This is a genomic window from Janthinobacterium tructae, from assembly GCF_006517255.1.
Taxonomy (GTDB): domain Bacteria; phylum Pseudomonadota; class Gammaproteobacteria; order Burkholderiales; family Burkholderiaceae_D; genus Janthinobacterium; species Janthinobacterium tructae.
Genome location: NZ_CP041185.1, coordinates 2,614,909 through 2,635,191, shown reverse-complemented (window position 1 = coordinate 2,635,191; position 20,283 = coordinate 2,614,909). Strand labels below are relative to the sequence as shown.

Sequence of the window (20,283 nt, the reverse complement as noted above, 5' to 3'; positions counted from 1 at the left end):
TATCAGTGTGTGCTGACGCGGGCGGTCAGACTTGCTTGCAATTGCTGAGCCGAAATCGGCTCCCCGGCAGCCCTCAGCGCGGAAATGGCCAGCATGCGGCCGTCTCCGCAGACGCCAAAGATGCAATTATCCACTACCGCCAAGCCCGCTGGCAAACTTCCTGCGGAACGCTTGCTCAAACGGGCGGTTTCGATGATGTAAATGACATCATTGACTTCGGTGAACGCGCCGGGATAGGGCGGGGCGACGGCCCGGTGCAGGTTGTATACCTGTTGCGCAGGTAACTTCCAGTCGATGCGGCCGTCTTCCGGCTTGCGCCCGCCAAAATAGCCGCCCTGGCGCAAATCGTTCAACTGGCGCGGCGCCGTCCCGTCCAGCAAGGCCGGCAGCACACCCCACAGCGTTTGTTCCGCCGCCACGGTGACCTTGCCGAACACTTCGAAGGCCGTGTCGTCGGGCAGGATGGGCACGGCTGTTTGCGCGACGATGGCGCCGGCGTCGGGCTTGACCGTCATTTCATGCAGGGTAGCGCCTGTCTGCGTGGCGCCATGCAGCACGGCCCAGTTGACGGGCGCGCGGCCGCGGAACTGCGGCAGCAGCGAGCCATGCATATTGTAGGCGGGTGCCACCTCCAGAATGCTGGCCGGCAGCATGTGACGGTAGTAAAAGCTGAACAGCATGTCCGGCTGTGCTGCCTGCACCTGCGCCAGCAGCTCGGGCGCGCGCGCGTCCAGAGGTGTGATGTACGGGATGCCTTCGGCCTGGCACAGGCTGGCGACGGATTCGAACCACAGGTTTTCCGTGGGGCTGTCTTCGTGCGTGACGACGAGGGCGATATCGACGCCGCCAGCGAGCAGCACCTTGATGCAGCGCACGCCCACATTGTGGTAGCCGAAGACGACGGCGCGTGGGGCGCCCATCAGCGGCCCACCTGGCGCTTTTCCAGGCGCACATACGATGTCGCCTCGGCTTCCGCCTGGACCATGCCATCCTGCAAGATGGTCTGCACCACGTAGCGTGGACGGGCGCGTACCTGCTGGAAGATGCGTCCCACGTATTCGCCCACCAGGCCGATGCCGAACAGGATCACGCCCATCAGAAAGAAGGCGATGGCGAACAGGGTGAACACACCCTGCGCCTCGGCGCCGAACAGGAAGCGGCGCGCCAGCAAATAGATCACCAGCACGGCCGAACTGAATGACAGCAGCATGCCGAGCATGGAAAAGATTTGCAGGGGAATCAGCGAAAAGCCCGTGACCAGATCGAAGTTGAGGCGGATCAGGCTGTACAGCGAGTATTTCGACTCGCCGGCCGAGCGTTCCTCGTGCTCGACGGTAATTTCCGTGGGCTTGCGGGCAAACGTGTAGGCCAGGGCGGGCACGAAGGTGTTGACTTCGGCGCACTGGTTGACCAGGTCGATCACATTGCGGCCATACGCGCGCAGCATGTTGCCCTGGTCGGTGATTTTGATATTCGTGATCTTTTCACGCAGGCGGTTCATCATTTTCGACGCCAGGGTGCGCCAGGCGGAATCTTGCCGCTTGCGCCTGATCGAGCCCACGTAATCGTAGCCTTCGCGCATCTTTGCCACCAGGTTGCCGATTTCCTCTGGCGGGTTCTGCAGGTCGGCGTCGAGCGTGATCATGATTTGCCCGCGCGAGGCTTCAAAACCGGCCAGGATGGCCATGTGCTGGCCATAATTGCCGTTGAACAAGACGACGCGTGTGACGTCGGGGCGCTGGCGGAATTGTTCCGCCAGGATGGCCACCGAGTTGTCGCGGCTGCCGTCGTTGATGAAGATGATCTCGTAGCTCGTCTGCAGGGCATCGAGGGCCGGATACAGGCGGGCGAACAGGCTGGCCAGGCCATCCTGCTCGTTGTAGATCGGAATGATAATGGACAGTTCAGGTTTCATCGGCGCGCTGCTCACTTGATGAGAATGGATTTGACGGTGGCGACGGCGCGTTCCACGTCCTGTGTCGTCATGGCGTAAAACATCGGCAAGGTCACGGTCAGGCGGCCGATCTTTTCCGAGACGGGGAACATGCCCTCGGTAAAGCCGCGTTCGCGGTACATGGTAAACAAGTGGATCGGTGCGTAATGATAGCCCGTTCCCACGTTTTGCTGCGCCATTTGCTGCATGAACGCGGCGCGCGTGCCGGGGCCGTTGTCGGGCAGGATGATCTGGAACAAATGCCAGTTGCTGTTTTCAAAATCCTGTACGGGCAGCTGGGCGCCGCTCTGCGCTTCGAAGTCGCTGCCGAATTGCTCGAAATAGTGGCGCGCCAGCGCGCGGCGGTGGGCCGTGATGGAGTCGATATTGGCGAACTGGCCCAGGCCGATGGCGGCCATGATGTCGCTCATGTTGTATTTGCCGCCCAGCACATCGACATCGATGCCGTCGACGCCGCTGCGCGTGACGCCCTGCAGCCGGTATTTCTCGGCCAGCCTGGCTTCTTCCAGGTTGTTCAGGACGAGGCAGCCGCCTTCACCTGTGGTGATGTTCTTGTTGGCCTGGAAGCTGAACGAGACGAAGTCGCCAAACGCGCCGATGCGCTTGCCCTTCCAGGTGGAGCCGAACGCTTGCGCCGCATCTTCCACGACGCGCAAATTGTACTTTTCAGCAATCGCGTACAGGCGGTCCATGTCGACGGGCAGGCCCGACAGGTAGACGGGGATGATGGCGCGGGTGCGTGGCGTGATGGCCGCTTCGAGCTTGTCGAGGTCGATATTGCGCGTGACGGGGTCGATATCGGCAAACACGGGCGTGGCGCCCACTTCGATGATGACGTTGGCCGTCGCTACCCACGACACGGGCGTCGTGATGACTTCGTCGCCGGGGCCGATGCCGGCGATGCGCAGCGCGATTTCCATGGTGCAGGTGCCTGAATTGAAGGTGCGCACGGGGCGTCCGCCGAAATATTCGGACAACTGGGCTTCGAAGGCCTGCACTTTCGGGCCGCTGGTGATCCAGCCCGAGCGCAGCACCTCGCCGACGGCGGCGATGGTCGCTTCATCGATGGTGGGTTTGGAAAAAGGCAAAAAGGGCAGGGTAGAGGTCATGGGCGCGGTTCTTGGGTCTGTATTCTGTCAGGGTATCGGCGTCGCCGAGGCTGCCAATGCGGTCAAAGGCCGCCGGCAGGCATGGCTATTTTATCTTGTCAGTATGGCGGCGCAGCCGGTTCAGCGGTGAAAAATCCTGCTGATGCGGGGGCGGGGCAAGCTGGCCGGGGGCGCGATCCGTGCTGCCTCGCGCCCCTTTAAATATTTATTTATTGGCAACCACCATGCGGCGCGCGTCTTCGGCAATCACACGCATGGGTACGCCACGTTGTTGCAATTCCTTGTAACGGTTCAGGCTGATAATGGCCATGTCGTGCACGCCGGCGTTGGCATCGTTCGTCCACTGCGTGATGAAAGGCTCGATGCTCGGAATGGACAGTTCAGGCTGCTGTTTCAGGCCAAACGTGAACTCATCCCAGTAATCGACGAGGATCACGGGCCGCTGCAGATAATACGTCAGCGACTGTTCATAGATGCCGACCGAATAGAGCTTGGTATCGGCCGTCAGTTCGGCCTGGATCTGCGGCAGCATGTCGGTGCCCGCGCGGTTCTGGCCATACAGTTCGGAGCCGGCCAGGATGCAGTGCGTGGCCAGGAAGCCGGCGCCGGCGATGGTCAGCACGGTCATGTCGCGGCGCAGCTGGCGCGCATGCAGCAAGGCCAGGGCGCCGCCTGCCAGGGCGAAGAAGCCGGCCGCCATCAGCCACGGCTGGTAGCCTTTCAGCGCCGTCAGCTCTGCCGGATCGCGTGCGCTGGCCTTGCCGAAGGCGATCGGTCCGCCGATCAGGATGGCCGCGCCCAGCACGCACAGCAGGCCGGCGGCAAACAGGCGCTGGCGGCGCGAGGCCGACTCCAGGAATAGCGCAATCAGCAGCGCCAGCGCGGGGAAGATGGGCACGATGTAGCCGGGCAGCTTCGAGGTCGAGTAGCTGAAGAAGAAAGTGATGAACAGGGCCCAGATCAGCACCATCAAACGGGGCTGGAAGGTGCCTTCCTGGCGCTTGAAGGCGGCAGCCAGGCTTTGCGGCAGCACGCCTATCCATGGCAGGATGCCGGGAATGAGCAGGACCAGGAAGTAGTACCAGGCGCCTTCGCGCTTGTGCCCCTTCATCAGGAAACGCTGGAAGTGCTCGTGGATGAAGAAGAAATGCGGTTGCTCCGGATTGCGCAGGGCCACCAGCACGAACCATGGCGTGGCGATGGCGAAAAACACCAGCAAGCCCTTGACCAGATGCAAGCGGGTCCAGATGCGCCAGTCGCGCGCGCACAGCGAATACAGCACCAGCACGGCGCCCGGCAGCACGACGCCGATCAGCCCCTTGGCCAGCACGGCCAGCGCCATGCCTGCCCAGCACAGCAGCATCCAGTTGCGCCGCTCGGCGGGGGCGGCTTCGTCGCGCTGGGCGATCAAGAGGCTCATCAGCACGATGGTCATCATGCCCGACAGGCCCATGTCCAGCGAATTGATCTGGCCGGAAGCGAGCCAGAACAGGCTCGACGCCAGCACCAGGCCGGCATACAAGCCCACGCGCGGGCCAAAGACTTTCTTGCCGGCATAGGCCGTCATGCACACGCCGATGATGCCGCACAGGCCCGTCCACAGGCGCGCCTGCCATTCGCCCAGGCCGAAGGCGGCGAAGCTGAGTGCATTCATCCACGTTTGCAGCGGCGGCTTTTCAAAATACTTGATGCCGTTCAGGCGCGTGGTGATCCAGTCGCCCGTGACGAACATTTCGCGCGCCATCTCGGCGTAGCGGCCCTCGTCGGGCGGTACCAGGGTACGCACGCCCAGCGCATACAGGGTGACGACGATGAAGATGCCCAGCAGGGACCACATCAGCAGCCGCGAGCTGTGCAGTTCGTTGACATTGATTTTCATGCGGCGCTGCCTGCGCCGGGAGCCAGGATCAGGGCCAGGGTGACTTTGCGGCCTTCGCCCATCAGGATGTTGTAGGTGCGGCAGGCGGCCTGGCTATCCATGCACTCGACGCCGATGCGGCGCATGGTCAGCGCGGCCGTCAGCTTCGGATGCACGAAACGCTGGCGCTCGCCCGTGCCGAGGATGACCACGTCGGGCGCGTCGGCCAGGATTTGCGCGAAATGCGCCTCGCTCAGCTGTTCGAAACTGTCCACCTCCCACGCGCGTGGCGGCGTTTCCGGCATGACGATCAGGCTGTAGTTGTACGGCTGGGCATTGATCTCCACGCCATTTTCATCGTAGCCTGTGACGGTTTGGTATTGTTGGGTGCTGCTGGCATGCAGTTTCATGGCGATGTCGGGCTGTTCGTGTCGGTTGATCGGTGCGCGCGCTGTGCGGATGCGCGCTGCGGCCAAGGGCGTAAGCATGCCATAAATGACAGAAAAGAGCGACTGAAAAGCAACATCCTTTCCAATTTGCAATCTATGGACAATTTTTTGGCGCAACAGTGGCATGCGGTGCTTGCCATAGTAGTAGGCGAAGATTAAGAGAAGATGAAGAGCGTCCGCTGGGAAAAGCACGCGCGTGCCGGACAGCGTGGCATAAACGGCGAGAAATGCTGCAATTTGCCATGTTTAATTTGATAAAATGGCCTGCTTTCGGCGAGAATGGTTGTTTTCGCATTGCAGTCTCACGGGTTCACAGTTCTGGCGCGGCTTTCATGCTGCAAGCGTAGGCCGGCCGCGCCGCATCACGACAGGGATTTATTTTGCGACCGATTCAGAAATCGAATAAATTGGCGGACGTCTGCTACGACATCCGCGGCCCGGTCCTGGAAAAATCCAGGCAAATGGAAGAAGAGGGCCACAAGATCACCAAGCTCAATATCGGCAATCTGGCCGTATTCGGCTTCGATCCGCCCGATGAAATCGTGCGCGACATGATGCTCAATCTGCAGAACGCGGCCGGCTATACGGATTCGAAAGGCATGTTCGCGCCACGCAAGGCCGTCATGCATTACACGCAGGGCAAGAATATCGCCGGCGTGACCATCGATGACATTTACCTGGGCAACGGCGCCTCGGAACTGATCGTCATGTCGATGAACGCCCTGCTCAACAGCGGTGACGAAGTGCTGGTGCCGGCGCCCGACTACCCGCTGTGGACGGCCGCCGTCAGCCTGTCGGGCGGCAATCCCGTGCATTATGTGTGCGACGAGCAGAACGAGTGGTATCCCGACATCGAGGACATGCGGCGCAAGATCACGCCGCAAACGAAAGCCATCGTCGTCATCAACCCGAACAATCCCACCGGCGCGCTGTACCCGGTTTCCGTGCTGCAGCAGATCGTCGACCTGGCGCGCCAGCACCAATTGATCATTTTCGCCGACGAGATCTACGACAAGGTGCTGTACGACGAAGCCGAGCACGTGTCGATCGCCTCGCTGGCCGACGACGTGCTGTTCATCACCATGAACGGTTTGTCGAAGAATTACCGCTCCTGCGGCTACCGTTCCGGCTGGATGGTGGTCTCGGGCGAAAAGCGCCACGCAAAAGATTACATCGAGGGCCTCAACATGCTGGCCTCGATGCGGCTATGCGCCAATGCGCCGGGGCAGTTTGCCATCCAGACGGCACTTGGCGGCTACCAGAGCATACAAGACCTGGTGGGGCCCGGCGGGCGCCTGTTGAAACAGCGCGACCTGGCGCACAAGCTGCTGACCGATATCCCGGGCGTCACCTGTGTCAAGCCGAAGGCCGCGCTGTACATGTTCCCGCGCCTGGACCCGGAGATCTACCCGATCGCCGACGACCAGCAGTTTGCCTATGAATTACTGGCCGAAGCGAAGGTCCTGATCGTGCAGGGAACGGGCTTCAACTGGATCGCGCCCGACCATTTCCGCGTCGTCTTCCTGCCCAATTCCGATGACCTGACCGAGGCCATGGGGCGCATCGCGCGCTTCCTCGAAGGTTACCGCAAGCGTCACGGCCGGGGCTGAATCAGCCAGCAGCAATCTCGATCAACCTGGCGCCGCCCAAGGGGGCGCCACTTATGAGCAGTCAAGCACAACTATGAAATCCATCAAGATCGGCCTGCTGGGCCTGGGCAATGTCGGTTACGGCACGTTCAGCGTCCTGAAACGCAACCAGGAAGAAATCAAGCGCCGCGCGGGCCGCGGCATTGAAGTCGTCGCCGTCGCCGTGCGCGACGTGGCGCGCGCCGAAGCGCTGGTCGCCGGCGCCTGCAAGGTCGTCAATGACCCGATGCTCATCGTCAACGATCCCGAGATCGACATCGTCGTCGAACTGATCGGCGGCTACGACCTGTCGAAAACCCTGGTGCTGCAGGCCATTGCCAACGGCAAGCACGTGGTGACGGCCAACAAGGCCTTGCTGGCCGTGCATGGCAACGAAATCTTTGCCGCCGCCCAGGACAAGGGCGTGATGGTGGCCTTCGAAGCGGCCGTCGCCGGCGGCATCCCCATCATCAAGGCGCTGCGCGAAGGCTTGACGGCCAACCGCATCGAATGGATCGCCGGCATCATCAATGGCACCACCAATTTCATCCTGTCCGAAATGCGCGACAAGGGCCTCGATTTCGCCACGGTGCTGAAACAGGCGCAGGAACTCGGTTACGCGGAAGCCGACCCCACCTTCGACATCGAAGGCGTCGATGCCGCGCACAAGGCCACCATCATGTCGGCCATCGCCTTCGGCATCCCGGTGCAGTTCGACAAGGCCTACGTGGAAGGCATCAGCAACCTTAACGCCGTCGACATCCGCTACGCCGAGCAACTCGGCTACCGTATCAAGCTGCTCGGCATCACCAAGCGCGCCACCGTCAATGGCGTGGAAGGCATCGAGCTGCGCGTGCATCCGACCCTGATCCCGGCCAAGCGCCTGATCGCCAACGTGGAAGGCGCCATGAACGCGGTGCTGGTGCACGGCGACGCCGTCGGCGCCAGCCTGTACTCGGGCCGCGGCGCGGGCGCCGAGCCGACCGCCTCGTCGGTGATCGCCGACCTGGTCGACATCACGCGCCTGGCCACGGCGGATCCGGAACACCGCGTGCCGCACCTGGCGTTCCAGCCGAACGCGATGACCAACATCGCGATCTTGCCGATGTCGGAAATCACCACCAGCTACTACCTGCGCATGCACGTGGCCGACCAGCCGGGCGTGCTGGCCGACCTGACGCGCATCCTGGCCGAACGGAGCATCTCGATCGACGCCATGCTGCAAAAAGAGCCGGCCGAGGGCGAGACGCATACGGACATCATCATGCTGACGCACCAGACGCAGGAAAAGAACGTCACGGCCGCCATCGAAAAGATGGAAGCGCTCAATAGCGTGGTGGGCACGGTCACCAAGATCCGCCTGGAAAACCTCAGCTGAACGTTTTCAGCGATCCACGCAAAACGGCGCCCGCGGGCGCCGTTTTGCATTTGTGATGTGGTGTCGGATGACGGCGCTTTGCGCCTAATCCGACCTACGCTGCGGTACCGACGGGACCCACGTCCATGCCGTCATAGCTGGCCAGCTGGTTTTCCTGGGCAAACGCCATCAGTTCGCCATTGCGCGCGTGCAGGCTGTCGACGCCATGCACTTCGGCCTTTTCCACGTGCAGCACCCACACGGGCGCGGCGGCCGGGTCGTCCAGTTCGGGCTGGTACAGTTCCACGGGGCGGTAGCCCTGCAGTGCCAGCAAGGTGGCGGCCTGCTCCAGCGGCTCGGAAGTGGGGTTGGTGAAGTAATAGCCCCACAGCAGCGGCTGGGACAGGTCCCACGGCGCGTTTTCGGCGATATTGGCAAACAGTTCGGTTACGTCTTCTTTGGTCATCATGGCAGTGGGCCTTCATTAAAATCTCAGGGCGCGATCTTAGCATCGACTGGCGCCGGGCGCGAAATACACGCCGACCTTCAATCCATGCCCATTCGCCGCCGTGGCCAGTTCCAGCCGTGCCCCATGCAGGGCAGCGATGTCGCGCACGATGGCCAGGCCCAGCCCCGCGCCGCCAGGGTTGCTCTCGAGTGCCGCGCCGACCCGGTAGAACGGCGTCAGTACGCGTTCGCGTTCTGCGGGCGCGATGCCGGCACCGCTGTCCTCCACTTCCAGTACCGCGCCGCGCCCCGCTTGTGCAGCGTGCACGCGCAGGATCACGCTGCCGCCCTGCGGCGTGTAGCGCAGGGCATTGTCGACCAGGTTGGCCAGCAGTTCGTGCAGCAGCAAGGCCTGCCCGTGCACAGGCGCCTCGTCGGGCGCTTCCAGCGATAAATCGATATTCTTGCCGACGGCGGCCATGGCCATTTCCAGCCCTACCTGCTGCGCCACGTCGCGCAGCGCGACGGTATGCATGGCCAGGCTGTCGCTGCCATGCTCGATGCGCGCCAGGGTCAGCAGGCGGTTGGCCAGCAGCACGGTCGAATCGGTGGTGGCGGCGATCGAGCGCACGATGTCGCGCAGGGCGGCCATGTCGGACGGCGTGCCGGCCTGGCGGTCGCATTCGCGCATGGCCAGTTCGGCCTGGGTTTTCAGCACCGTCAACGGCGTGCGCAGCTGGTGCGAGGCGTCAGCGATGAAACGGCGCTGGCTGGCGATCAGCTGCTGCAGGCGCGACATGGAGCCGTTCATGGCGCTCACCAGCGGGCGCATTTCCTTGTGCACCAGCGCGGGATCGACGTCGGACAGGTCGGACAGGGTGCGCGTCTCGACTTCCGTTTTCAAGCGCATCAGCGGCCGCAGCACCAGGCGTACGGCAAACCATACGAGCGCGCCCATCACCAGTATCATCGCCGCCTGCCAGCTCAGGGTATCGAACAGGATCTGGTTCGACAGGCCGCGCCGCGCATCGAGCGTTTCAGCCACCTGTATCAGGGCGATGCCGCGCATCGAGTCGTCATACACGGGTTGCAGCAGGGCGGCGATGCGGATCGGCTTGCCGTGGTAGTCGGCGTGGTAGAAGCGCACCAGGGCCGGGTAGTTCTGCGAGCGGGGCACGTTTTTCGGCACGGGCGGCAAGTCGCCATAGCCCGAGACCAGTTCGCCGTTGATGCCCGTGACCTTGTAATAGATGCGGCCCAGGGTGTCGGTCTCGAAGCTGTCGAGCGCCACGTAAGGCACTTCGGCCACCACCTTGCCGCCGACGATGGAGACTCTTTCGGCCAGCGCCCGCGTCGACGCCAGCAAGGAGCGGTCGTAGGCCATGTCGGCCGCGTCGAGTGCATTGCGGTAGACAAAAAAAGCGTCGAGCAGCACCAGCATCACCAGCGGGATGAGCAGCCAGCGCAGCAGCTGGCTGCGCAGGCTGCCCAACGGCCGGCCCTGCGCCCAGCGCCGGCGCAGGCGCTCGAACAGGGGCAGGCGTGGGGCGTGCGCCTTCATTTTGGCGTGGCCGGCGCCATGGCGCTGCGCGGCTGCAGCAGGTAGCCGATGCCGCGCAGGGTGGTGATGACGGCGCCGTCTGGCGAACCGGCTTCCACGCCGTTTTCAAGTTTTTTACGTACCCTGTGGATGTACAGTTCGATGGCGTCCAGGTTGACGTCGTCGGCCAGCGCGAAGACTTCGTCGAACAGCTTTTCCTTCGATACGGCGCGCCCAGAGCGCGTGATCAGCGCCTCGAGCACCGCGTGTTCGCGCGGCGTCAGGGGGAAAGGGGCGCCGGCATAGCTGAACATGCGCGTGACGGTGTCGAAACTGAGCGCGCCGCAGGTGTGCACCAGCGCCTCGTTGCCCTGGCTGCGGCGCAGCAGGGCTTTTACGCGCGCCTCCAGTTCGGCCAGCTCGAACGGCTTGGCCATGTAGTCGTCGGCGCCCAGGTTCAGGCCCTGTACCTTGTCATCGAGGCCGCCGCGCGCCGTGAGTATCATGACGGGAGTCTTGCCGCGCGTGCCGCCGCGCGCGCGCAGGCGGCGCAGCACGTCCAGGCCGTCCATCTTCGGCAGGGTCAGGTCGAGCAGCACCAGCGAGTATTCCTGTGTGTGCAGCAGGGCGTCGGCATCGGCGCCGTTGTGGGCGGTCTCCACCGTCAGGTGCGCGTCGCGCAGGGCCTTTGCAAGCCAGTGCGACAGCTCCAGATGGTCTTCCACTAATAATATGCGCATGGTCTCCGCCATTCGTTGAAATGATGCAGTGTAAGCCTGGCGGCAGGGGCGGCGATGAATATGTTTGCGCCCCTTGTGGCTGGCCGGCGACACCTGTCATGCTGAAAGCCAATTGAAAGGATGGCGCTTATATAGTGTGATCCTGATTCACGAAATGAATCAGGCATATCACCAATAACTATATCTAAGGGAGACACTTTACATGAAAAAAACTGCATTCTCGCTGGCCGCCATGGCGCTGCTCGCCGCTGCCGGCAGTGCCCACGCCCAGTCGAACGTCACCCTGTACGGCCGCCTGGACGCCGGCATCAGCAATACCAGCAACGCCGGTCCGAACAAAAGCTCGATGACGCAAGTCAGTTCGGGTGGCATGAACACCTCGCGCTGGGGCATCCTGGGCAGTGAAGACCTCGGTGGTGGCCTGAAAGCCGTGTTCAATCTGGAAGGCGGGATTCTGGTCGATACGGGCGCGGCCGATGGCGCGCTGTTCAAGCGCCAGGCCAATGTGGGCCTGGAAGGCGCTTTTGGCCGCGTCGTGCTGGGACGCTCGTTTACCACCGTGTATGACTTCGTGCTGCCATTCGATCCGATGGCCTATGCGCCGTTCTACTCGTGGGCCACCTCGGCCAACGCGACCGGCCCGAGCAAATACGGCATGACGACGGCCTTCGACAACATGGTCAAGTACTCGGGCAAGACGGGCGACTTCAGCTACGGGGCATCGTACGGTTTCGGCGAACAGTCGACGGGTAACTCGGACAGCGCCAAGCTGTCGACGGCCGTCACCTACAAGACCGGCCCTGTCAGCCTGCTGGCCACGTATGAGCGCGTCAACGGCAATGCCATCGCCGGCGGCGCGCGCGACAAGAACGTCGTGTACCACCTGGGCGCCATGTATGACGACGGCCCGTGGAAAGTGCAGGCGGCGGCGCGCGACTACAAGCTCGATCCGGCAGCAGCCGGCAAGGCCGACGTGCGCGGCACCCTGTACTGGGGCGGTGTCAGCTACAAGACCACGCCGGTCATCACCCTGACGGGCGTGATCTACTATCAGGACGTGAAAAACGTGGCCGCCAACCTCGATGCCGATCCGATCATGTACGTGGCGCGCGTGCGCTATGCGCTGTCCAAGCGCACCGACCTGTACGTGGCAGGCGCCTACGCCAAGGCCAAGCACAACCAGCTGGTCAGCCTGTCGCGTGACGATGCCGGTTTCGGCGATACGCAGCGCGGCCTGATCGCCGGCATCCAGCACCGCTTCTAAGCCATGACCATGCTGCGCTCCCTTCTGTTGCTGCCATGCCTGCTGCCCGTTTTTGCCGGGGCACAGGTGGCTACGCCAGCGCCGGTCGAGTGCGTGGTGCCGTCCAAACCGGGCGGCGCCATGGACCTGACGTGCAAGCTGGCGAAAAAAGGCCTGGGGCAGGAGAGCGTGGCCGGCGTGGCGGGCCCAATGCGCATCAGTTATCTGCCCGGCGGCATCGGCGCGGTGGCCTGGCATTCGATGGGCTCGCAGCGCCGCCGCGCGGAAGCGAACACCCTGGTGGCCTTTTCGGGCGGCTCGCTGCTCAATCTGGCGCAGGGCAAGTTCGGCAATGCCAAGGCGGGCGACGTGCGCTGGGTGGCGGCGCTGGGCGCCGACTACGGCATGATCGCCGTGCGCAGCGATTCGCCCTACAAGAGCCTGGCCGACCTGATCGCCGCGCTGCGCCAGCATCCGGACAAGGTGCTGATCGGCGTCTCCGGCACCATCGGCAGCCAGGACTGGCTGAAGATGGCGCTGGTGGCGCGCCATGCCGGCATCGACCCGAAAGTGCTGCGCTTCGTCGCCCTCGAAGGCGGCGGCGAAGTGTTTACGGCGATGCAGGCCGACTATGTGCAGGTGGTCTCGGGCGACACGTCGGAGGCCACCCTGAACGCCAGCGCCAACCATGCGCGCGTGCTGGCGGTGCTGTCGGAAAAACGCCTGCCCGGCGTGCTGGCCGGTGTGCCGACGGCGCGCGAGCAGGGCGTCGACGTGGTCTGGCCCATCATCCGCGGCGTGTGGATGGGGCCGCAGGTGCCCGAGGCGGACTATCAGCGCTGGGTGGCCACCTTTGAGCGTGCGATGGCCACGCCGCAGTTCGCCGAATGGCGCGCGCAGGCAGGCCTGTACCCGTTCGCCCTGACGGGGCCGAAGCTGACCGCGTATGTCAGGAAGGCGGTCGACGAGTATGCGAGGCAGGCGAATGAGCTTGGCCTGATGCGCTGAACGGCATTCCATTTAAAAAAACTATTTCACAGACGGAGACAACCCCATGCAAACCAAGACCCTGCTTCAAGCCGCCATTGCCACCGCGTTTGCCAGCCTGGCCGGCGCCGCTGTTGCGCAAGTGCCGCCCGGCTATCCGGCCGATTACCAGAAGATCGTCGACGCGGCCAAGAAGGAAGGCAAGGTGGTGATCTACAGCGCCACCGACAGCAAGGCCGCCGCGCCGCTGATCAAGGACTTCAGCGCCCTGTATCCGGGCATTTCGGTCGAATACAACGACATGAATTCCACCGAAGTGTACAACCGCTTCATTTCCGAAGTGGCGGCGGGCGGCAACACTGCCGACGTGATGTGGTCGTCCGCGATGGACCTGCAGATGCGCCTGGCCTCCGATGGCTACGCGCTCAAGTACAAATCCGTCGAAGCGGCGAAAATTCCAGGCTGGGCCATGTGGGATGACCAGGCTTATGGCACCACGTTCGAGCCGGCCGCCATCGTCTACAACAAGCGTTTGCTCGACCCCAAGGAAGTGCCGAAGAACCACGATGACTTCGTCAAGCTGATCGCCACGCCGAAATTCAAGGACAAGGTCACCACCTACGACATCGAAAAGTCGGGCGTGGGCTTCATGTTCATGGCGCAGGATGCCAAGGAGTATCCGCAATTCCTGGCGCTGGAAAATGCGTTTGGTACCGCCAAGGTGCGCGTGCAGTCGTCGACGGGCACCATGATGGAGCGTATCTCGTCGGGTGAAAACCTGATCGGTTACAACGTACTGGGCTCTTATGCCCTGGTGCGCGCCAAGACCGACCCATCGATCGGCGTGGTGCTGCCCAAGGATTACACCCTGATCCTGTCGCGCGTGCAGTTCATCAACAAGAACGCGAAGAACGTCAACGCCAGCAAGCTGTGGCTCGATTACATCCTGTCGCACCGCGGCCAGACCATCATCGCCAACGGCGCCAAGCTGTTCGCCATCCGCGCCGACGTCACGGGCGAAACCACGTCGGCTGACCTGATCAAGCAAATCGGCGCGGCCAACGTCAAGCCGATTCCCGTGCACCCGATCATCCTGCAATTTCTGGGACCGGCCAAGCGCATGGCCTTCCTGAAACAGTGGAAAGAAACAGCCGGCAAGAAATAGGAATAGCCAACGCCGTCTTGGCCGCCCGCGAGCCTGGCTTGCGGGCACACGCAGCACCCTTCATTCATTGGATTCATCATGCAAACTGCCATCTTGCCGCTGCCTGCACGGTCGCGCTCTCCCTTGTCGCGCCTGAACTGGTCGCGCGGCGTGGTCGTGACGATCACGCTGATCGCCATTTTCCTGCCGCTGTTCCTGATTTTTTACCAGAGCTTTTTGAACGCGCCGTTTTTCATGCCGGTACGCGAATTCGGCTTTGACTCTTACCGTTTCATCTTCGATGATCCCGATTTCGCCATGGCCTTCAAGAATGGCCTGATGCTGGCCTTCGGCCTGACCGTCATCGCCGTGCCGCTGGGCGGCATGCTGGCCTTCCTGATGGTGCGCACCGACTTGCCGGGACGCGGCTGGGTGGCGCCCATGCTGCTGGTACCGATCTTTGTCTCGCCGATGGTGATGGGCTTTGGCTACGTCGTCTCGATGGGGCCCGTGGGCTTTTACTCGATCTGGGCCAAGGAGCTGCTCGGCTTCGTGCCCTGGAATATTTACTCGTTCACCAGCATCGTCATCATCGCCGGCCTGACGCACGTGCCGCACGTCTACCTGTATGCCTCGTCGGCACTGAAAAGCCTCGGTTCCGATGTCGAGGAAGCGGCCCGCGTGGCGGGCGCCTCGCCGATCCAGGTGATGCTCAATGTATCGCTGCCGATGATCATGCCGGCGCTCGCGTATGCGGGCGTGCTGGTGTTTTTCCTCGGCTTCGAAGTGTTCGGCCTGGTGCTGGTGCTCGGTGATCCGGAAGGCCATCTGGTGCTGCCGACCTATCTGTACAAGCTGACCAACAAGCTCGGTACGCCGTCGTACCACCTGATGGCTGCCGTCGCCGTCTGCCTGGTGATGGTGACCATGCCGCTGGTGATGATACAGCGCTGGCTGCTCAAGTCTGCCAACAAGTATGTGTCGATCAAGGGCAAGGGCGCGCGCAGCAAGGCCATGCCGCTGGGCCGCTGGAAGTGGCTGGCCTTTGCCTTGCTGGCGGGCTGGCTGATCTTCACCATCATCCTGCCGTTGACGGGTATCGTGCTGCGCTCCTTCGTGCAGTACTGGGGCGAAGGCGTGCACCTGGCCGACGTGCTGACCCTGCAGCATTTCCGCGACATTTTCGACCAGCCGTCGCTGGTGCGCGGCATCGTCAACACCATCCTGATCGGCGTCGTCGGCGGCGCGCTGGCCGTGGGTTGCTACAGCTTCATCGCGCTGGCCATGCACCGCAAGCAGGACGGCATCACGCGCCTGCTCGACTACAGCGTGCTGGTGCCACGCGCCGTTCCGGGCCTGCTGGCCGGCCTGTCCTTCCTGTGGGTGTTCCTGTTCGTGCCGGCCTGGCTGGACGGCATGTTGAAAGGCATGGACAACGGCGTGGCCCTGTGGCTGAGCGGCCATGTGATCCCCGTGCTGCGCGAAGTGCGTTCGACCATCTTCGCCCTGTGGCTGGCGTATTCGGTGGTGTGGATGGCCTACGGCATGCGCCTCATTTCCACCGCGCTGCTGCAGGTGGGGCCGGAACTGGAAGAGGCGGCGCGCGCCGTCGGCGCCAATCGCGGCCAGGTGACGCGCGACGTCACCCTGCCGCTGATCAAATACGGTTTGCTGGGCGCCTGGCTGATGGTCTTCCTGATCTTCGAGCGCGAATATTCGACGGGCGTGTACCTGCTCTCGCCGGGCACGGAAGTGATCGGCGCCATGCTGGTATCGCTGTGGGCCGGCGGCTCGACCGACCTGGTGGCGGCACTGTCCTTCATCAATATCACCCTGGTGGCCATCGGCCTGGGCATCGCGCTGCGCTTCGGCGTGAAGTTGCATAACTAAATACAAAGACTGAGACCACATCATGAATGAACTGACCGTCAATGAATTGCACCTGGACTACGGCACCGGCGCTGCCGCCAACCAGATACTGAAGGGTGTTTCGATGCACCTGAAAAAAGGCGAAGTGGTCGCCTTGCTGGGGCCTTCGGGCAGCGGCAAGACCACCTTGCTGCGCGCCGTCGCCGGTCTGGAAAGCCCGAAGGCGGGCACCATCCAGATCGGCGAGCGCAATGTCTACGATGGCGCGAAACACTTCGAGATGCCAGCCGAGCATCGCAACCTGGGACTGGTGTTCCAGTCGTATGCGCTGTGGCCGCACAAGACCGTGTTCGACAACGTCGCCTATGGCCTCAAATTGCGCAAGATGGGCAGCACGGAGATCGCCGCGCGCATCAAGGAAGTGCTGACGCAGCTGGGCCTGGGGCACCTGGGCGAACGCTATCCGCATCAGCTGTCAGGCGGCCAGCAGCAGCGCGTGGCGATCGCCCGCGCACTGGTGTACAACCCGCCCGTGATCCTGCTCGACGAACCGCTGTCGAACCTGGACGCCAAGCTGCGCGAGGAAGCGCGCGCCTTCCTGCGCGAACTGATCGTGCGCCTGGGCCTGTCGGCCCTGATGGTGACGCATGATCAGGGCGAGGCGATGGCCATTTCCGACCGCATCCTGCTACTGAATAACGGCAAGATCGAGCAGCAGGGCACGCCGCAAAGCATGTATGAAACGCCCGACACCCTGTTTACGGCCGAATTCATGGGCAGTAACAACCGCCTGCCCGGCAAGGTGGTGCAGCGCGATGGCAATCAGGTGCGCTTGCTGATCGACGGCGCCTCCATGCAGGGCGTGGCGCGCGGCGCCAACGTGGGCACGGACGTGACCACCATGATCCGCGTCGAGGAGGTGAAGATCAGCGCCACGCAGGTCGACAACGCCATCGAACTGCCGCTGCTGACCTGCATGTACCTGGGCGACCGCTGGGAATGCCTGTTCGAACGCGGCGGAGCCGAGAATATCAGCCTGCGCGCGTATTCGCGCCACAAGCTCGAAGCGGGCAAGTACTGGCTGCACATGCCGGCCGATAAACTCTGGGTGTTTTAACGGTGACGAGGTGGCCACGCTGGCGCGCCGTCGGTGCCGTCCTGGCCGCCGGCCTGGCTGGTGCCGCCATCTGCCTGTGGCTGCATACGCCGCTGCCGTGGATGATCGGCCCCCTGTTCGCCACGGCCGGGCTGCGCCTGGCGGGGCGCGAACTGGCCTGCCCCGTGCGCGTGCGCGAAGCGGGGCAGTGGGCCATCGGCACGGCCCTGGGCCTGTATTTCACGGCACCCGTGCTGGCCGTGCTCACTGTCTACACGCCGTGGATCGCCGGCACCGTGTTGTTCGCGCTGGCGCTGGGAGCTTCTGGCGCCATGCGGCTACGGCGCCTCTCCGGTGTCGACCATGCCACCGCCTTCTTTGCCATGGCGGTGGGCGGCGCATCCGAGATGGCGGTACAGAGCGAGCGCCATGGCGCCGATGTGGGCAAGGTCGCCGCGGCGCACAGCCTGCGCATGATGCTGGTAGTGGCGACGATCCCGTTCGGCGTGCGCTACTGGGGCAGCCATGGCCTGGCGGCGGGGCATGAAAGCTTCGTTCCCGGCGCCGCGCTGGTCGACTATGGCGGGTTGGCGCTGCTGCTCGGTATCACGGTGCTGGCGGCCCTCGCATGCAAACGGGCCAGGCTGCCCAACGCCTGGGTCATCGGCCCGCTGCTGGCCGCGCTGCTGCTGACCGCGTGCGGCATCCATCTGTCGCGCCTGCCAGAATGGATAATACGCGCGGGCCAGCTGTTCATCGGCATTGCCTTGGGCACGCGCTTCAGCCCAGCCTTCCTGCATGCGGCGCCCCGCTACCTGGTGGGCGTGGCCGTGAGCACCATGCTCATGCTGTTGCTGGCGGCCGCCTTCGGTCTGGGCTTGTCGCACTGGATGGGCATCCACCCCGGCACGGCGATCCTGGCCGCCTCACCCGGTGGTATCGCCGAGATGTCGCTGACGGCCAAGACCTTGCATCTGGGCGTGCCCATCGTCACAGCCTTTCACGTGGCGCGCATGGTGGTGCTGGTCTTGCTGATCGGTCCGCTATTTCGCCTGCTGCAACGTCCTTAATTTCCCCTCACCACGATTTCCTGCGCCTTCGGTTCGCGCTGGCGCATGAAGCGCACGATGGAGTCGACGCTGACGACGTCGATCTGGCGCGTCATGCGACGCTCGAACGGGTGATCGTCGAAAGCGATATTGGCACGGAACATGCGCGCGCCCAGGCGCGTGGCGGCGGGGATGCTGAGCGTTTGCGGCGCGTAGCTGGCGCTGCGCAGCCAGCCTTGCGCTTCGGCGCGCGTTTCGATCTTGCCAGGCTCGTTGCTGGCCGCGGCCAGGGTTTCCAGCACCCATTGGTTCGAGTTCTGATACTTGGTGGAAAACGGGTAGGCCAGCATATTGTAGTGCGGCTCATGCAGACGCTTGGGCGTGTTGCTGGTCAGCAGGCGCGCCAGTTGCTGCTGCGTATCCTGGCCAGGAATCAGGATCAGGGTTTCATACATGAACACATCGTCCATGAAGAAATTGCCCAAGCCTTCGTTGTACAGCGACGATTCCGCCGTGCCGCACTCATTGAGTTCATGCACCACCAGCCAGCGCCCTTTCGGGTGGTCGCGCCAGGCCAGCGCCATGTGCGAGTAGCGCAAATTGTACTTCGACAGGTCTTGCCCGGCGCGCGCCACCAGCGCCACTTGCGCGCCCGAGGCATCGAGCGCCTGCAGGGTCTTTTGCGCCAGCTCCATCGATTTGACGAGGGTGCTCGCATCCGTTGGTTTTTCCTCGCACGAGCGCCCCGCATGGGCGGCGCCGGCCAGGGCCAGGCTGATGATCATGGCAGTCAGGCGTTTCATGGGTTCACGCTTTCGAATGGTGGAGGATGGCATTGCCGGCCGAGTTCGGCACATAGGCGATGGCCTTGCCCGACAGGACCAGCATGTGGCCCGTCGAGACAGCCACCACCTTGACCACCGTGCCGGCTGCCAGCGGCAGGCCTTGCATGGCTTTCTGGCTCAGCTTGACGGAGGCCGTGGCGGTGGAGGACGCGCCCCTGGCTGCGCTTTTCAGCACGAGGACGCTGCCGTCGGCCACGTCTTCCACCTTGTCGATGACGACTTCACCGGCGGCGGCCAGCACCGACATGGAGCCGACCAGCACGATGGCCGAGGCCATGCTGGCGCTGTCGGAGGCGTTGGTGGTGTCGGAGTTGGCGGCCTGGGCCGTCAGGCTGGCCGCGCACAGCACGGCGATGGCGAGCAGATGTTGCGTGGGATAGTGGCTTTGCATGGCTGATTTACACTTTGGAGTGGTGCAGCAGGGCCTTGCCCAGTTCGTTCGGAATAAAGGCGATGGCCTTGCCGGAAAGAACCAGCATATGGCCGGTGGACAGCGCCACCACGTTGACTACCGTGCCGGCCGCCAGCGACAGGCCCTTGGCTGCTTGCGTGCTCATCTGGATGGAAGCGCCGCCCGCTTCGGACGCGCCTTTCAGCACGATGACGATGCCTTCGCCCACCGTTTCCACGCTGGCGACGACCACCTGGCCGGAAGCGACCAGCATCGACATGGAACCTGCGACGACGACGGCGGAGCCCTGGCTGAGGTTTTGCGAGCCTTTCGACAGATTCTCCGAGGCGGCGGCATGGACCAGGCCGGGAGCGGTCATGGAGAAGGTCAACAGCGACAGGGACAGGCAGAGGGGCAGCAGGCGTTTCATGTGTTTCTCCTTCAAGTGTGCCAAGTGGCAACGCCATCATTGTAGACTGAGGGCAATTGGTCAATGAAAACGCTACTCGTAGCGGGCAGGCATACCGCAGGTAGCGTATTGCGCTACTTTTTTACCGCTGGAACCGATGCAATTTTT

Annotated in this window: 19 protein-coding genes; 8 read left to right on the top strand and 11 right to left on the bottom strand. The window is 63.3% G+C overall.

Translation table 11 applies throughout. The annotated features are described in order from the left end of the window. Positions 1-2 precede the first annotated feature (2 nt). The 5 genes from FJQ89_RS11550 to FJQ89_RS11530 form a co-directional block, all read right to left on the bottom strand. On the bottom strand, positions 3-920 hold the full coding sequence (locus tag FJQ89_RS11550; RefSeq protein ID WP_141170279.1) for a formyltransferase: 918 nt from the start codon (positions 918-920) through the stop codon (positions 3-5). Further along, complete coding sequence (locus FJQ89_RS11545; RefSeq protein ID WP_243136522.1) at positions 920-1,915, bottom strand: glycosyltransferase; 996 nt, start codon at positions 1,913-1,915, stop codon at positions 920-922. Before FJQ89_RS11545 ends, FJQ89_RS11550 begins: the two co-directional genes overlap by 1 nt. 11 nt (positions 1,916-1,926) lie before the next feature. Next, entirely contained in the window at positions 1,927-3,063 is a 1,137-nt protein-coding gene (locus FJQ89_RS11540) for a DegT/DnrJ/EryC1/StrS family aminotransferase (RefSeq protein WP_141170277.1), read from the bottom strand. A 205-nt stretch (positions 3,064-3,268) separates the two neighbouring features. Further along, a complete protein-coding gene (locus tag FJQ89_RS11535; RefSeq protein WP_141170276.1) occupies positions 3,269-4,942 on the bottom strand; it encodes a glycosyltransferase family 39 protein in 1,674 nt (557 codons plus the stop codon). Beyond that, positions 4,939-5,331, bottom strand: coding sequence for an Mth938-like domain-containing protein (locus tag FJQ89_RS11530; protein WP_141172758.1), 393 nt, complete (start codon positions 5,329-5,331; stop codon positions 4,939-4,941). The genes FJQ89_RS11535 and FJQ89_RS11530 overlap by 4 nt, the downstream gene beginning before the upstream one ends. A 419-nt stretch (positions 5,332-5,750) precedes the next feature. Between FJQ89_RS11530 and FJQ89_RS11525 the strand changes: the two genes are divergently transcribed. Then, positions 5,751-6,980 (top strand): pyridoxal phosphate-dependent aminotransferase, encoded by a 1,230-nt coding sequence (locus tag FJQ89_RS11525; RefSeq protein ID WP_071076139.1) that lies wholly within the window; start codon positions 5,751-5,753, stop codon positions 6,978-6,980. A gap of 73 nt (positions 6,981-7,053) precedes the next feature. Continuing rightward, complete coding sequence (locus FJQ89_RS11520; protein ID WP_141170275.1) at positions 7,054-8,376, top strand: homoserine dehydrogenase; 1,323 nt, start codon at positions 7,054-7,056, stop codon at positions 8,374-8,376. 94 nt (positions 8,377-8,470) lie between these two features. On the opposite strand, the gene FJQ89_RS11515 is transcribed toward FJQ89_RS11520, so the two are convergent. The 3 genes from FJQ89_RS11515 to FJQ89_RS11505 are packed head-to-tail and all read right to left on the bottom strand — an operon-like array spanning position 8,471 to position 11,082. Continuing rightward, entirely contained in the window at positions 8,471-8,824 is a 354-nt protein-coding gene (locus FJQ89_RS11515; RefSeq protein ID WP_141170274.1) for a ribonuclease E inhibitor RraB, read from the bottom strand. Positions 8,825-8,860: 36 nt separating this feature from the next. Beyond that, positions 8,861-10,363, bottom strand: coding sequence for a sensor histidine kinase (locus tag FJQ89_RS11510; RefSeq protein ID WP_141170273.1), 1,503 nt, complete (start codon positions 10,361-10,363; stop codon positions 8,861-8,863). Then, a complete protein-coding gene (locus FJQ89_RS11505) occupies positions 10,360-11,082 on the bottom strand; it encodes a response regulator (RefSeq protein WP_096238615.1) in 723 nt (240 codons plus the stop codon). Before FJQ89_RS11505 ends, FJQ89_RS11510 begins: the two co-directional genes overlap by 4 nt. 202 nt (positions 11,083-11,284) lie before the next feature. Here FJQ89_RS11505 and FJQ89_RS11500 point away from each other — a divergent pair, with 202 nt between their 5' ends. The 6 genes from FJQ89_RS11500 to FJQ89_RS11475 all read left to right on the top strand — a co-directional run bounded on the left by FJQ89_RS11500 (position 11,285) and on the right by FJQ89_RS11475 (position 18,491). Beyond that, positions 11,285-12,346, top strand: coding sequence for a porin (locus FJQ89_RS11500; protein ID WP_141170272.1), 1,062 nt, complete (start codon positions 11,285-11,287; stop codon positions 12,344-12,346). A 9-nt stretch (positions 12,347-12,355) separates the two neighbouring features. Next, the gene (locus tag FJQ89_RS11495; RefSeq protein ID WP_141170271.1) at positions 12,356-13,333 is read left to right on the top strand and encodes a Bug family tripartite tricarboxylate transporter substrate binding protein; all 978 of its coding nucleotides are present in this window, start codon (positions 12,356-12,358) and stop codon (positions 13,331-13,333) included. Positions 13,334-13,379: 46 nt separating this feature from the next. Beyond that, positions 13,380-14,477 (top strand): ABC transporter substrate-binding protein, encoded by a 1,098-nt coding sequence (locus FJQ89_RS11490; RefSeq protein WP_099762883.1) that lies wholly within the window; start codon positions 13,380-13,382, stop codon positions 14,475-14,477. A 78-nt stretch (positions 14,478-14,555) separates the two neighbouring features. After that, entirely contained in the window at positions 14,556-16,346 is a 1,791-nt protein-coding gene (locus tag FJQ89_RS11485; protein WP_096237142.1) for an ABC transporter permease, read from the top strand. 22 nt (positions 16,347-16,368) lie between these two features. Continuing rightward, positions 16,369-17,442 (top strand): ABC transporter ATP-binding protein, encoded by a 1,074-nt coding sequence (locus tag FJQ89_RS11480; RefSeq protein ID WP_141170270.1) that lies wholly within the window; start codon positions 16,369-16,371, stop codon positions 17,440-17,442. Between the two features lie 2 nt (positions 17,443-17,444). Further along, complete coding sequence (locus FJQ89_RS11475) at positions 17,445-18,491, top strand: AbrB family transcriptional regulator (protein ID WP_141170269.1); 1,047 nt, start codon at positions 17,445-17,447, stop codon at positions 18,489-18,491. On the opposite strand, the gene FJQ89_RS11470 is transcribed toward FJQ89_RS11475, so the two are convergent. From FJQ89_RS11470 to FJQ89_RS11460, 3 genes are read right to left on the bottom strand one after another with little or no spacing between them, the layout of a single operon-like run. After that, the gene (locus FJQ89_RS11470; protein WP_243136521.1) at positions 18,488-19,273 is read right to left on the bottom strand and encodes a DUF2145 domain-containing protein; all 786 of its coding nucleotides are present in this window, start codon (positions 19,271-19,273) and stop codon (positions 18,488-18,490) included. The genes FJQ89_RS11475 and FJQ89_RS11470 overlap by 4 nt on opposite strands. Before the next feature lie 4 nt (positions 19,274-19,277). Further along, positions 19,278-19,706 (bottom strand): hypothetical protein, encoded by a 429-nt coding sequence (locus FJQ89_RS11465; RefSeq protein WP_141170268.1) that lies wholly within the window; start codon positions 19,704-19,706, stop codon positions 19,278-19,280. Positions 19,707-19,713: 7 nt separating this feature from the next. Then, positions 19,714-20,136 carry a hypothetical protein gene (locus FJQ89_RS11460; protein WP_141170267.1) on the bottom strand — a complete coding sequence of 141 codons (423 nt, stop codon included), beginning with the start codon at positions 20,134-20,136 and terminating at the stop codon, positions 19,714-19,716. Between the last annotated feature and the right edge of the window lie 147 nt (positions 20,137-20,283).

Excerpts from the sequence above, each read along its gene's own strand:
- FJQ89_RS11550 (WP_141170279.1), bottom strand. The coding sequence starts at position 920 with ATGGGCGCCCCACGCGCCGTCGTCTTCGGCTACCACAATGTGGGCGTG.
- FJQ89_RS11545 (WP_243136522.1), bottom strand. The coding sequence starts at position 1,915 with ATGAAACCTGAACTGTCCATTATCATTCCGATCTACAACGAGCAGGAT.
- FJQ89_RS11540 (WP_141170277.1), bottom strand. The coding sequence starts at position 3,063 with ATGACCTCTACCCTGCCCTTTTTGCCTTTTTCCAAACCCACCATCGAT.
- FJQ89_RS11535 (WP_141170276.1), bottom strand. The coding sequence starts at position 4,942 with ATGAAAATCAATGTCAACGAACTGCACAGCTCGCGGCTGCTGATGTGG.
- FJQ89_RS11530 (WP_141172758.1), bottom strand. The coding sequence starts at position 5,331 with ATGAAACTGCATGCCAGCAGCACCCAACAATACCAAACCGTCACAGGC.
- FJQ89_RS11520 (WP_141170275.1), top strand. The coding sequence starts at position 7,054 with ATGAAATCCATCAAGATCGGCCTGCTGGGCCTGGGCAATGTCGGTTAC.
- FJQ89_RS11515 (WP_141170274.1), bottom strand. The coding sequence starts at position 8,824 with ATGATGACCAAAGAAGACGTAACCGAACTGTTTGCCAATATCGCCGAA.
- FJQ89_RS11510 (WP_141170273.1), bottom strand. The coding sequence starts at position 10,363 with ATGAAGGCGCACGCCCCACGCCTGCCCCTGTTCGAGCGCCTGCGCCGG.
- FJQ89_RS11505 (WP_096238615.1), bottom strand. The coding sequence starts at position 11,082 with ATGCGCATATTATTAGTGGAAGACCATCTGGAGCTGTCGCACTGGCTT.
- FJQ89_RS11500 (WP_141170272.1), top strand. The coding sequence starts at position 11,285 with ATGAAAAAAACTGCATTCTCGCTGGCCGCCATGGCGCTGCTCGCCGCT.
- FJQ89_RS11495 (WP_141170271.1), top strand. The coding sequence starts at position 12,356 with ATGCTGCGCTCCCTTCTGTTGCTGCCATGCCTGCTGCCCGTTTTTGCC.
- FJQ89_RS11490 (WP_099762883.1), top strand. The coding sequence starts at position 13,380 with ATGCAAACCAAGACCCTGCTTCAAGCCGCCATTGCCACCGCGTTTGCC.
- FJQ89_RS11485 (WP_096237142.1), top strand. The coding sequence starts at position 14,556 with ATGCAAACTGCCATCTTGCCGCTGCCTGCACGGTCGCGCTCTCCCTTG.
- FJQ89_RS11480 (WP_141170270.1), top strand. The coding sequence starts at position 16,369 with ATGAATGAACTGACCGTCAATGAATTGCACCTGGACTACGGCACCGGC.
- FJQ89_RS11470 (WP_243136521.1), bottom strand. The coding sequence starts at position 19,273 with ATGAAACGCCTGACTGCCATGATCATCAGCCTGGCCCTGGCCGGCGCC.
- FJQ89_RS11465 (WP_141170268.1), bottom strand. The coding sequence starts at position 19,706 with ATGCAAAGCCACTATCCCACGCAACATCTGCTCGCCATCGCCGTGCTG.
- FJQ89_RS11460 (WP_141170267.1), bottom strand. The coding sequence starts at position 20,136 with ATGAAACGCCTGCTGCCCCTCTGCCTGTCCCTGTCGCTGTTGACCTTC.